This window comes from Rhizobium sp. 268 (assembly GCF_036571585.1).
In the GTDB taxonomy this organism is placed as follows: domain Bacteria; phylum Pseudomonadota; class Alphaproteobacteria; order Rhizobiales; family Rhizobiaceae; genus Rhizobium; species Rhizobium redzepovicii.
This window is the reverse complement of the sequence record NZ_JAPPSO010000009.1, coordinates 133084-145975: the sequence shown is the minus strand read 5'-3', so window position 1 is coordinate 145975 and position 12892 is coordinate 133084. Positions and strand designations below refer to the sequence as shown.

10 protein-coding genes and 1 tRNA gene are annotated in these 12892 nt (G+C 59.1%); 7 read left to right on the top strand and 4 right to left on the bottom strand.

Features of this window, described 5'->3' with window-relative positions; genetic code table 11:
- Nucleotides 1-3: 3 nt before the first annotated feature.
- Nucleotides 4-1014 carry an inositol 2-dehydrogenase gene (gene iolG, locus OS035_RS18890; RefSeq protein ID WP_206099934.1) on the bottom strand — a complete coding sequence of 337 codons (1011 nt, stop codon included), beginning with the start codon at nt 1012-1014 and terminating at the stop codon, nt 4-6.
- Between the two features lie 102 nt (nt 1015-1116).
- Here iolG and iolD point away from each other — a divergent pair, with 102 nt between their 5' ends.
- The 7 genes from iolD (at nt 1117) to OS035_RS18855 (ending at nt 10465) form a co-directional block, all read left to right on the top strand.
- Nucleotides 1117-2967 (top strand): 3D-(3,5/4)-trihydroxycyclohexane-1,2-dione acylhydrolase (decyclizing), encoded by a 1851-nt coding sequence (gene iolD, locus OS035_RS18885; RefSeq protein ID WP_097625304.1) that lies wholly within the window; start codon nt 1117-1119, stop codon nt 2965-2967.
- A gap of 1 nt (nt 2968) precedes the next feature.
- Nucleotides 2969-3787 carry an SDR family oxidoreductase gene (locus tag OS035_RS18880; protein ID WP_097625303.1) on the top strand — a complete coding sequence of 273 codons (819 nt, stop codon included), beginning with the start codon at nt 2969-2971 and terminating at the stop codon, nt 3785-3787.
- Nucleotides 3788-3796: 9 nt separating this feature from the next.
- Entirely contained in the window at nt 3797-4852 is a 1056-nt protein-coding gene (locus OS035_RS18875) for a sugar phosphate isomerase/epimerase family protein (protein ID WP_097625302.1), read from the top strand.
- Nucleotides 4853-4860: 8 nt separating this feature from the next.
- A complete protein-coding gene (locus OS035_RS18870; protein WP_239620335.1) occupies nt 4861-6036 on the top strand; it encodes a Gfo/Idh/MocA family protein in 1176 nt (391 codons plus the stop codon).
- 225 nt (nt 6037-6261) lie between these two features.
- Nucleotides 6262-7668 (top strand): Si-specific NAD(P)(+) transhydrogenase, encoded by a 1407-nt coding sequence (gene sthA, locus OS035_RS18865; protein WP_054183296.1) that lies wholly within the window; start codon nt 6262-6264, stop codon nt 7666-7668.
- Between the two features lie 60 nt (nt 7669-7728).
- Nucleotides 7729-8532, top strand: coding sequence for an endonuclease/exonuclease/phosphatase family protein (locus tag OS035_RS18860; protein ID WP_183777735.1), 804 nt, complete (start codon nt 7729-7731; stop codon nt 8530-8532).
- A 157-nt stretch (nt 8533-8689) separates the two neighbouring features.
- Entirely contained in the window at nt 8690-10465 is a 1776-nt protein-coding gene (locus OS035_RS18855; protein ID WP_183853666.1) for a B12-binding domain-containing radical SAM protein, read from the top strand.
- 52 nt (nt 10466-10517) lie between these two features.
- Here the strand turns inward: OS035_RS18855 and OS035_RS18850 are convergent, their stop codons facing one another.
- The 3 genes from OS035_RS18850 to OS035_RS18840 form a co-directional block, all read right to left on the bottom strand.
- Nucleotides 10518-10955, bottom strand: a complete 438-nt coding sequence (locus OS035_RS18850; protein WP_310805372.1) for a nuclear transport factor 2 family protein — start codon at nt 10953-10955, stop codon at nt 10518-10520.
- Between the two features lie 156 nt (nt 10956-11111).
- Nucleotides 11112-12599: a trigger factor gene (tig, locus tag OS035_RS18845; RefSeq protein ID WP_097625298.1), complete on the bottom strand. Its 1488-nt coding sequence runs from the start codon at nt 12597-12599 to the stop codon at nt 11112-11114.
- Nucleotides 12600-12773: 174 nt separating this feature from the next.
- Nucleotides 12774-12858, bottom strand: a tRNA-Leu gene (locus OS035_RS18840).
- Nucleotides 12859-12892 lie beyond the last annotated feature (34 nt).

Here is a 12892-nt window from a genome sequence, read left to right as displayed (position 1 = left end):
GGGTCACCCAATTTCGCTGGTTTTTATGGCGCGGCCTTCGGCCGCCGATTTGATTGCCGCTTCGGCCAGGATCAGAGCCTGACGACCATCCTCAAATCCAACCTCCGGAGCCTTGCCGGCGCCAATCGCATCGACGAAAGCGCTGATTTCAGCCATGAAGGCCTCGGCGTAGCGATCGATGAAGAAGTTGAGAAGCGGCGCGCCTTTGCCGGTGAAATCGGCACCGTGCAGCGTCGTCATGTTTGGGCGGCGATTTTCGGAGACGACCATTCCCTTTGTGCCGAGCGCCTCAACCCGCTGGTCATAGCCGTAGACGGCCTGGCGAGAATTATTGATGATGCATTGCTTGCCCGATGTGGTCTTGAGGACGACCGTCACGGTGTCGTAGTCGTCCAATCGCTGCATAAGAACCGGATCGACAAGACGGCTACCCACGGCCGAAACCTCGATCACCTCTTCGCCGAGCATGAACCGTGCCATATCGAAGTCATGGATGGTCATGTCGCGAAAGATGCCGCCGGATGCTTCGGTATAGGCGACCGGCGGCATTCCGGGGTCGCGCGAGGTTATAACGACCTGATGAAGGTCCCCGATATCGCCTGCACGGATAGCATCGCGCGCCGCCCTGTGGCCGGGATCGAAGCGGCGGACAAAACCGAGCATGATCGGTACCCTGGTCGTCCCAATTGCCTCCGCACATTGCTGGACACGCTTGAGGCTCAAATCGATCGGCTTCTCGCATAATATCGGCTTGCCGGCCGCGACGGCTTTCTCGATGAAATCTGCGTGTGTCGGTGTCGACGTGGCGATCAGGACCGCATCAACGGCGCTGCTGGAGAACAATCGCTCGGCAGAATCAAAGACGGCCACACCGTGTTTGCTCCCAACATCGTCTGCCGCAGAGCGATGAACGTCGAAGACGCCCGCAAGCGTCGCCCGCGGATGGGCAGCTATGTTTTCGGCATGCATGCGGCCAATACGGCCGCAGCCGAGAACGGCAATTTTCAACATCAAGATCCTCTCATTTCTATTTTTGCAATGATTGTTGCGGAACTATTGCTTTGTCAATTAATATTTCGTAACGTCGAAAAAACATGATCCATGGGAGGAGACCGGATGTCCCGGAAGACCGTACGCCTGACGATGGCGCAAGCGCTTGTGCGCTACTTATGCAATCAATTCACGGAGATCGATGGCGAGCGCTTACCGCTTTTTGCCGGCGTGTTCGGCATTTTCGGTCACGGCAACGTGACTTGCTTGTCGGAGGCGCTGGAGTCGGTGCAGGATCAGTTGCCAACCTGGCGCGGTCAAAATGAGCAGTCGATGGCACTCGCAGCGATCGCTTTTGCCAAAGCCAAACGCCGACGCCAATTGATGGTCGCGGCGACCTCGATCGGACCCGGTGCGGCCAACATGGTGACAGCGGCTGGCACAGCCCATGCCAACCGCCTGCCGGTGCTCCTGATCGCGGGAGATACGTTCGCAAACCGAATTCCCGATCCAGTTCTTCAGCAGGTTGAGCATTTCAGTGACCCGACCGTGACGGTCAACGACGCCTTCAAGTCAGTCACCAGATATTGGGATCGCATCGTTTTGCCTGAACAGATCATCTCATCCTTGCCGCAGGCAATCGCCACGATGCTTGATCCCGCAGACTGCGGTCCCGCATTCATTGGCCTTGCACAGGATGCTCAGGAAGTCGCGTTCGACTATCCCGCCGCGTTCTTCGAGCCCGCTGTATGGTCCATACCCCGCCCCCGTGCCGACAGAACAAGGCTTGTGGAAGCAGCCGCATTGCTCCAGGCCGCGAAGAGACCGCTGATCATTTCGGGAGGTGGCGTCCGCTATTCGTCGGCCGAAGAGAAGGTCGCGGAATTTGCTGTCAAACGCGGCATCCCGATCGTCGAAACAATCGCCGGCAAAGGCGCGATGACGCACAACCATCCCGCTCACGCCGGCCCCATCGGGATCGTTGGATCAACCTCGGCGAATGCGCTTGCCGGTGAGGCGGATGTCATTCTGGCGATCGGTACACGATTGCAGGACTTCACAACCGGTTCATGGACCGTGTTTCAGCAGGATGCAAAGTTCATTTCGATCAATGCCGCGCGCTTTGACGCGGTAAAGCATCGCGCACTTGCCGTCGTCGGGGATGCTCTCGAAACGGTGATTGAACTGGACGAGGCTCTCGGTGACTGGAAGGCCGATCCGGCGCTGCTTCCGAAGGCGCAGTCGCTATTTGCCGATTGGAACAAGCTCCTCGATCGGCATCAAGCGGTCACGAATGGGCCGATCCCGACCTACGCGCAGGTGGTCGGCATCGTCAACGAAACTTCAAAGCCGAACGATACGCTGATCGCAGCGGCAGGCGGCACACCCGGTGAGGTGACCAAGGGCTGGCGCGTCAAGAATCCCAACACGTTCGACTGCGAATTCGGCTTCAGTTGCATGGGATACGAGATCGCCGCAGGTTGGGGCCATGCGATGGCGAAAGCCGGTAACGGCACGCCGATCGTGATGATCGGCGACGGCACCTACATGATGATGAACTCCGACATCTATTCGACGGTATTGACGGGCCACAAGATGATAGTCGTCGTCTGCGACAACGGCGGTTATGCCGTCATCAATCGTCTCCAACAGTTCAAGGGCGTGCCTGGTTTCAACAATCTCATCAAAGATTGCCGCGTCAAGGAGCCTTTTGCCGTCGACTTCGTCAAACATGCTGAATCGATGGGTGCGCTCGCCCGGCGCTGCGAAAGCCTTGCCGATCTGAAAACCGCAATGGAGTGGGCACAAACGACCGACCGGACGACGGTCATCACCCTCGTCACCGATGCCCATGCCTGGGTGCCGGGCGATGCGGATTGGGACGTCGGCGTTCCTGAGGTCTCGGAGCGTAAATCCGTTCAAAAAGCACGCGCTGATCAGGAAAAGATCCGCCAGAAGCAGCGCGTAGGTGTTTGAGATGAACAGTATCGAGGGAAAAATCGCCGTCGTCACGGGTGGGACGCAGGGACTGGGTGCGGCAATTGCGCGACTTTTCGCCAAAGCAGGTGCCGCCGGCATCATCACCTGCGGACGAAATGCCGGGAAAGGCAACGCCGTTGCGGCCTCGATAACGAGCGAAACCGGGGTGCCGGTGACATTTGTCCCGGCGGATCTTGAGAAGGTCGAAGATTGCCGGTCGATCATCGCCAAAGCGGACTTCGAATTCGGCAGAGTCGATATTCTGGTCAATGCCGCGGGCCTCACTGACCGAGGCAATCTTTTGAATTCGTCTCCAGATCTTTTCGATCGAATGTTCGCCGTCAACGTTCGGGCACCGTTCTTTCTGATGCAGGAAGCGGCGAGACTGATGATCCGTGGTGGCGTCAAGGGCAGTATGGTCAATATCGGCTCGACATCGGAGCATGCGGGCCAGCCATTTCTAGCTCCCTATTCTGCGTCGAAGGGTGCGCTGGCGACGCTCACCCGGAACTCCGGCTACGCCCTGATGCGCAACCAGATCCGCGTGAACCAGCTCGATATCGGTTGGATGGCGTCTGACGGCGAAGATCGCATTCAGCGCGAATACCACGGGGCCGACCCCAACTGGCTCGCCACGGCCGCGGCGGCGCAACCCTTTGGCCGCATTCTGGCGCCCGAAGAAGTCGCCCGGGCCGTCCTCTTTCTCGCATCGAACGATTCGGGAATGATGACAGGCTCCGTCGTTCATTTCGATCAATCGGTCTGGGGAGCCTATGACGGCGGCCCCCCGGCGCCGGCAGAAGCCTTATCCGAATAGGAAAAAAGCATGAAAACGATCAAGGGACCGGGCATCTATCTCGCCCAATTCGCAGCTGACGAAGCCCCCTATAACTCGCTTTCCAGCCTCTCCAGGTGGGTCGCGGCCAGAGGTTTCGCCGGCGTTCAAATCCCGACCTGGGATAATCGCCTGATCGATATGAAGATGGCAGCCGAAAGCAAGACGTATTGCGATGACCTCAAGGGGGTGCTGGCGGAAAGTGGCCTTGAAGTGACCGAACTGGGCTCGCATATCACGGGCCAGCTCGTTGCCGTCCACCCTGCCCATGACCGGATCATGGACAGTTTCGCCCCCGCCAATGTCCACAACAATCCGGCCGGGCGCCGAGCATGGGCTGAGGAACAAATGCGTTTTGCTGCCCGCGCCTCGCGGAATCTCGGTATTGATCGCCATGTTAGCTTCACCGGATCGCTGCTGTGGCCCTATCTCTACCCCTATCCGCAATGGCCGGAGGGCCTGGTCGACGAGGCTTTCGATGAGCTTGCAAGGCGCTGGATGCCAATTCTGAACGACTTCGATGAACAGGGCGTCGATCTCTGCTTCGAGATCCATCCCTGCGAGGATGTCCACGACGGACTGACCTTCGAGATGTTTCTTGAGCGCGTCGGCAATCATCGCCGCTGCAACATCCTCTACGATCCGAGCCACTTCGTCCTGCAGGCGCTCGACTATCTAGAATTCATCGATCACTACCACGAGCGCATCAAGATGTTCCACGTCAAGGATGCCGAGTTCAGGCCGAACGGCAAAACGGGCGCCTATGGCGGATTCCAGCCTTGGTCGAAGCGCGCCGGACGATTCCGGTCACTCGGCGACGGTCAGGTAGATTTCGGCGCTGTCTTCACCAAACTGGCAACCTATGACTTCGATGGATGGGCGGTACTGGAGTGGGAGTGCTTCATCAAACATCCGGAGGACGGTGCCGCGGAAGGCGCAAAGTTCATCCGCGAGCACATTATCAGGGTAGCGGACCGTGCGTTCGATGACTTCGTGAAATCCGGCGCCAACAAGGACGCCAATCGAGCCATGCTCGGACTTGATTGAGGACAGCCATGACGACAAACTCTTCTTCGCAAATGCCGCTCCGCCTCGGAATGGTGGGGGGCGGCAACGGCGCCTATATCGGCAATATTCATCGTATCGCGGCTCGCCAGGACAGGGCGTGGGCCTTGGTCGCTGGCGCATTCGACGTCGATGCTGCCCGCGGTCACGCCTTCGCGGCAAGCGAAGGTTTGGATCGCACGCGCTCCTATGATGATTTCAAGGCGATGATCGCGGGCGAAAGCCGCCGTGAGGATCGGATCGATGCCGTTGCGATCTGCACGCCCAATTTCACTCATTTCCCCATCGCCAAGGCTTTTCTGGAAGCAGGTTTCGACGTCATCTGCGAGAAACCTTTGACCGCAACTTTGGAAGACGCTGTCGCGCTCGAAAACTTGGTTCGCAGTAGCGGCCGGTTCATGGGGGTCACATATACCTATTCTGGCTATCCGATGATACATGAAGCCAAGCATATGGTTGCGACCGGTCAGCTCGGAAAGATCCGTACCGTCCAAGTTGAATACCCGCTGGAATGGATGGCAACCGCCATTGAGACAAAAGGCAATGCTCAGGCCGCCTGGCGCACTGATCCGAAGAAAAACGGTCGTGGTGGCTCGATCGGCGATATCGGCACGCATGCCTACCATCTGGCTGGCTTCGTCTCAGGCCTCAAGCTTCAATCGTTGACCGCGGATCTCGCCACCTTTGTTGAAGGGCGCGCCTTGGATGACAACGCTCATGTCATGCTGCGCTATGAAGGCGGCGCCCGTGGACTTCTCTGGTCTTCACAGGTAGCGCTTGGATCATCAAATGGCGTGCGGCTCCGGGTGTTTGGCGAGCAAGCCTCGCTAACGTGGTTCCAGGAGCAACCGAACGAGCTCGTGCACGCTCGGCTGAACGGAAGGACTGAAATCATCAAACGCGGTGCGGACGACCTTAGCGAAGGCGCCAAAGCGCGGATCCGCACACCTCCCGGCCATCCCGAGGGTTATCTCGAGGCATTTGCGAATCTGTATGCCGGCTTTGCTGAAGCAATCCGTGCCAAGCGCGAAGGACGCGAACCGACAGCGATCGGACGCGATATTCCGACTGCACATGATGGGCTCAAGGGTGTCGCATTCGTCGATGCCGTTGCTGACTGCGCAGCGGCAGCCAATCAGCCTTGGTTTACGCCAATTGCCGTTTAACCATTCAAGCCCGTCAACGCGGCCAAGGCGCTCCGGTATCCCCGTCCACGACGATGGCATCATCGGCGGGGATGGCCATGTCAGCCTGAAGGGGCTGAAGCTGATCTGAAAAGCACAGGCGGGCTTGAATCGACGCTCGTAAAACAATCTGTAACATTGACCGGCTACCGATAGAGGGGCGACATTTCGCGGCGCAATGATTCCTTTCCAATCCGGGGCCAGATGATGCTTCAGTACGATCTTGTTGTGGTGGGCAGCGGTCCCGCAGGGCGCCGCGGCGCGATCCAGGCTGCGAAACTCGGCAAGAAAGTGCTTGTCATCGAGCAGGGCAAACGCGTCGGCGGCGTCTCCGTGCATACCGGCACCATCCCCTCCAAAACGTTGCGCGAGACCGCCCTCAATCTTTCAGGCTGGCGCGAACGCGGCTTCTACGGCCGGTCTTACCGCGTCAAGGAGGAGATCAGTGCGGATGATCTGCGCCGCCGCCTGCTGATCACGCTCAATCACGAGGTCGAGGTGCTGGAACATCAGTTTGCCCGCAACCGCGTGCAGCATATTCGCGGCAAGGCGAGCTTTATCAATGCGTCGACGCTGCAGGTGATCAAGGATGACGGCGAGATCACCCAGGTCACCGCCGCCAGCGTGCTGCTTGCCGTCGGCACAAAGCCGTTCCGTCCGGATTACATCCCCTTCGACGGCAAGACCGTTCTCGACAGCGACGAGTTGCTCGATATCCAGGAATTGCCGCGCTCGATGGTCGTCATCGGCGCCGGCGTCATCGGCATCGAATATGCGACGATCTTCAGCGCGCTCGACACGGCCGTCACCGTCATCGACCCTAAGGCGACGATGCTCGACTTCATCGACAAGGAAATCGTCGAGGACTTCACCTATCAGCTGCGCGACCGCAACATGAAGCTGCTGCTTGGCCAGAAGGCCGACAAGGTGGAGACGCTTGAGGGCGGCAAGGTCGAGCTGACACTCGACAGCGGCCGGCGCCTGACAACGGATATGGTGCTGTTTGCCGCCGGCCGCATGGGCGCAACCGACGCGCTGAACCTTCCGGCGATCGGCCTCGAAGCCGACAGCCGCGGCCGCCTCAAGGTCAATCCGGAAACATTCCAGACATCGGTTGCCAACGTCTATGCCGCCGGCGACGTTGTCGGCTTTCCGAGCCTTGCCTCGACCTCGATGGAACAGGGTCGCATCGCCGCCCGCGTCGCGATCGGCGCGGTTGCCAAGGAGCCGCCGAAATATTTCCCCTACGGCATCTATGCCGTGCCGGAAATTTCCACCTGCGGTCTGACCGAAGAGGAGATGAAGGAGCGCGGCATTCCCTACGAATGCGGCATCGCTCGTTTCCGTGAAACCTCGCGCGGTCATATCATGGGCCTCGACACCGGGCTTTTGAAGTTGATCTTCTCGCTGAAGACACGCCGCCTGCTTGGCGTGCATATCGTCGGCGAAGGCGCCACCGAGCTGGTGCATATCGGCCAGGCGGTGCTCAATCTCAAAGGCACGGTCGAATATTTCGTCGAAAACACCTTCAACTATCCGACGCTTGCGGAAGCCTACAAGATCGCCGGCCTCGACGCCTGGAACCGGATGGGCGACATCAAGTCGGAACTCTGAGGGCGTCTCATAAGCGGCGGGCTCGTCTAGATCCGGCCGCCAAAACGGAGCCGAACGCTATTGCGCATCATTTCGCTGAACGCCTGGGGCGGCAGGCTGCACGAGGCCCTCATTGACTATGTGAGACGGGCCGATGCGGATGTGCTGTGCCTGCAGGAGGTGTTGCGGGCGCCGGGGGCGAATGAGGGATGGTCGATCTATCGGGATGGGGAGCTGGAGCTGCCTCAGCGCGCCAATCTGTTTGCAGAGATCGGCGCCGCCCTGCCCGGCCACGACGGCTTCTTCTGCCCGACATCGAGAGGTGAGCTGTTTAACGGCGATAGCGCCATTGCCGCCGAATTCGGGCTGGCGACCTTCGTGCGCAAATCGCATTCGGTCATCGCCCAGGGGCTGGACTTCGTGCATGGCAGGTTTTCCGCCAATGGCTGGGGTGAACATCCGCGGCCGCGGAACGCCCATTGCATCCGCGTCTTCAGCCATGAGCACGCTTCCAGCCTGACCATCGCCCATATGCATGGCCTGCGTGATCCGGCCGGCAAGGGCGACACACCCGCCCGCGAGAAGCAGGCGGCCGCACTGGTTGCGCTTGTCGAGCGGGTCTGGCCCGGCAACGAAGGGCTCGTCGTCTGCGGCGATTTCAACATATTGCCCGACAGCGAGACTTTCACGATTCTCGCCAGACTCGGGCTTTCCGAGCTGGTCACCGGAAACGGCCTTGTAGACACGCGAACCTCCTACTATCTGAAGCAGGGCCGCTTTGCCGATTACATGCTGGTCACACCGGAGGTGAAGATTGCCAGGTTCGAAGTGGTCGAGGCGCCCGAGGTCTCCGACCACCGCGCATTGCTGCTCGATATCGGGTAGTATATTGAGGAATGTGCTGCGAGAAGCGTTTTGCGTGCAGCGCCGTTTTTTTACGCCTTAGTTTGACCGCCTGAATCGTATTGATACGCCATGCCTGATAGATGCATTCAACGCCATTTTGCCTCCGGCAAAAGCTTCTGAAGAAAGATAGATAATCTTGTCCCATGTCTTGGAAGCTGCACGCCGACGTTTTCAGCTGATCCTGATCAAGCCGTCGCATTATGACGACGACGGCTATGTCATCCGCTGGTGGCGGGCGATGATCCCTTCCAATTCGCTCGCGGCTCTCTATGGCATCGCTGCCGAATGCGCGGAACGCAAAGTGCTCGGGCCCGATACGGCGATCGACATCACCGTGATCGACGAGACCAATACGCGGATCGACTTCGCCGGGCTACTCGCACAGTTCAAGCGCCACGACAATTTCGGCATGATCGCGCTGGTTGGCGTCCAGACCAACCAGTATCCACGTGCGCTCGATATTGCCCGGCCCTTCCGCGATGCCGGCCTGCCGGTTTCGATCGGCGGCTTTCATGTTTCCGGCTGCCTGTCGATGCTGGACGGCAAGGCGGTCGGGCTCGAAGCCTGCCGCGATATGGGCATCTCGATGTTCGCCGGCGAGGCCGAGGGCCGGCTGGAAATGGTGCTGCGCGATGCCGCAGGCGGCGAGCTGAAGCCGCTCTACAATTTCATGAATGACCTTCCCGGCATCGGCGGCACGCCGGTTCCCTTCCTGCCGAAGGACAATATCCAGCGCACGCTCGGGCTCAGCACCAGCTTCGATGCCGGGCGCGGCTGTCCCTATCAGTGCTCGTTCTGCACCATCATCAACGTGCAGGGACGCAAGTCGCGCTTCCGCTCGGCCGATGACGTCGAAAAGCTTGTGCGGATGAACTGGGCGCAGGGCATCCACAAATTCTTCATCACCGACGACAATTTCGCCCGCAACAAGGATTGGGAAGCGATTTTCGACCGGCTGATCGAGCTCAAGGAGCGGGACGGCATTCCGCTCGGTCTGATGATCCAGGTCGACACGCTCTGCCACAAGATCCCGAATTTCATCGAAAAATCCCGGCGCGCCGGCGTCACCCGCGTCTTCATCGGCCTCGAAAACGTCAATCCTGACAATCTGACGGCCGCCAAGAAGAACCAGAACAAGATCACCGAATATCGCAAGATGCTGCTCGCCTGGAAGGCGCAGGGCATCATGACGCTCGCCGGTTATATCCTGGGCTTCCCCGCCGACACGCCGGAATCGATCCGCCGCGACATCGCAATCATCCAGGAAGAGCTGCCGCTCGATGTCATCGAATTCTTCATCCTGACGCCACTGCCCGGCTCCGAGGATCATCAGGTCCTATGGAAGAAGAATGTCGAGATGGACGCCGATCTCAACATCTACGATGTCGAACACGTCTGCACCGCGCATCCAAAGATGAGCAAGCAGGAGTGGGAAGATATCTACCACGAGGCCTGGGCGCTCTATTATTCGCCTGATCACATGAAGACGCTGCTGCGCCGGGCCGTGGCGACCGGGGTACCGCTCGCAAGACTTGTCAAGGTTCTCGTCTCCTTCGCAACCACCGTGCCGCTGGAAAACGTGCATCCGCTGCAGAGCGGCCTCCTCCGCCTGAAGACGCCTTCGGAGCGGCGCCCTGACCTGCCGCGCGAAAATCCGCTGGTCTTCTGGCCGCGCTTTGCCTGGGAAACATTCAGAAAACACGCTTCGCTCGCCGGCACCATCATCGGCCTGACCATTTCGGCATTCCTGATTTCAAGGGAAGCGAAGTCGAAGACCTATATGGATCAGGCCCTGACGCCGGTCGCCGACGATGAGGAAGAAACACTCAGCCTCTTCACCAAAACAGCAGGCGGCACTGCTGCCGTCAGCCATGTGAGAAAAGTCGCGGAGCTGACACGGACCGCGCATTGAATTGCAATTCCGCTGAAGCGCGTCGCATGAATCAAGTTTGATGCGACGCGCTTTAGCGGCTTGAGGTTTGAGCGTCCTGGTTTATCTGGATGATCTCAGCCACTTGCAGCGTGTCGACGAATTCGACGATCTTGACTGGTTTCCCATCCTTGAAATGGATTTTGTCGACGAATTCCGTATGGAAGCTCACGCCCGATGGAATGTGCCGGACCTCACCTTCGCGATGGGCGAAGACCATATGCTCGTCTTCGTCCACATAAATGCCGGTTGTCTTGATCTTGGATAGATCCCAGACAGTGATGAGCTGCTCTATCACCTGACGAAAGGCAGGCCCGCCGGATTCAGTCGAAAGAGGCGCCATCCGTGCATTGCCCGCCATCCGAAAGGTACAATCCTCCCCGAACAGCGCCAGCGTGCCCTCGATATCGCCGCGGCCACGCACAGCATAGATATCCTCTACCAGCTTCTTCATGTCGTTCTTTGCGGTCACTTTCAGGTCCCTCCACCCACCAGCAAATCTGCACCGAATTATACTTTATTGCAACTATTTGTTGTTTCCGATGAAGACGAGGGACTGCCGGATGCTCCGTAAAAGAAAAGGCCCCGCACGATGGCGGGGCCTTCAAACATCAAAACCGGGAAGCGATTATTCGGCGCTTTCGTCGGCTGCCTTCTTCTTCGGAGCGGCCTTCTTCTTCGGAGCGGCGGCTTCTTCGCCTTCGCCGGCGTCGGCAGCTTCAGCTTTGGCGGCAGCCTTCTTCTTCGGGGCGGCCTTCTTGGTTTCAGCCTTCGCCTCGCCCTCTTCCTCGGCGAGCAGTTCTTCCTTGGTCACCTTCTTGTCGGTGACGTCGATTTCGGTCAGCAGATGATCGATGACCTTCTCTTCGAAGATCGGCGCGCGGATCGAAGCTGCGGCGCCCGGCTGGCTGCGGAAGAATTCGAGGATCTGCTTTTCCTGGCCCGGATACTGGCGCAGCTGATCGTAGATGGCGCGCTGCATCTCGTCTTCGGTGACTTCGACGCCGGCCTTTTCACCGATTTCGGAGAGAACGAGGCCGAGGCGGACGCGACGCTCTGCAAGCGTCTTGTATTCCTCACGTGCCTTCTCTTCGGTGGTCTCTTCGTCCTCGAAGGTCTTGCCTGATTGAGCGAGGTCATTGTTCACCTGGCTCCAGATGCCGTTATATTCGGCGTCGACGAGCGAGGTCGGGGTCTCGAACTTGTACATCTCATCGAGCTGGTCGAGGATCTGACGCTTCAGCTTCTGGCGGGTCAGCGAGCCGTACTGCGATTCGATCTGGCCACGGACGATCTCCTTCAGGCGATCGGCGGATTCGATGCCGAGCTTGGAGGCGAGTTCGTCATTGATCTCGACGGCGCCGGGGGCTGCAACATCCTTGACCGATACGTCGAAGGTGGCTTCCTTGCCGGCAAGGTTCTTGGCCGGATAGTCGGCCGGGAAGGTCACGGTAATGGTCTTCTCGTTGCCGGCCTTGACGCCGACAAGCTGGTCTTCGAAGCCCGGAATGAAGCGGCCGGAGCCAAGCACCAGCTCGGCGCCCTGGTCGGTGCCGCCTTCAAAGGCTTCGCCGTCGACCTTGCCGACGTAATCCATGGTGATGCGGTCGCCGTTGGCAGCCTTGCCGGTCTTGGTCTCGTAAGCGCGGGCGCTTTCGGCAACCTTCAGGACCTGCTCGGTGACTTCGTCGTCAGAGATGTCGATGACTTCGCGGGTGACCTTGATGCCCTTGACCGACTTCAGCTCGATCGGCGGCAGCACTTCATAGGAGAGCGTGAATTCGAAATCCTGCTCGGCGGCGAGGATCTTGTCGGCTTCGTCCTTGTCCTCGGTCATGGCAATTTCCGGCTGCGTGGCAGACTTCTCGCCGCGGCTGGAGAGGATGGCGGACGGCTGCTCGCGGACGATCTCGTTGACGAGCTCGGCCATGATCGACTTGCCGTAGACCTTCTTCAGGTGAGCAGCGGGTACCTTCCCCGGACGGAAGCCGTTGATGCGGACCTTGTCCTTCACATCGGCAAGACGCTCGTTCATCTTGTCTTGCATGTCCTTGGCCGGGATAACGACCTTGATTTCGCGCTTCAGCCCTTCAGCGAGCGTTTCGATAACCTGCATGTCTTCCTACCTTCATGTCCTGGCGGCCGTGCCCAGACGCCGTTCGTTTCAATGAGCACGACGCCGGCAGCGTGCCGCGCGTGGCTTTTCCCAATTCCTGTATCATTCCACCCAAAGGGGAACGGCACTCGCTTCCGGGTATTCGGGACGACTATCTCCCGCCTGCAAACAGCTTGGTGCGGGTAGAGAGACTTGAACTCCCACGCCTTGCGGCACCAGAACCTAAATCTGGCGTGTCTACCAATTTCACCATACCCGCGTTCACAAAACCGCATGCCTATGCCTGCGCATGA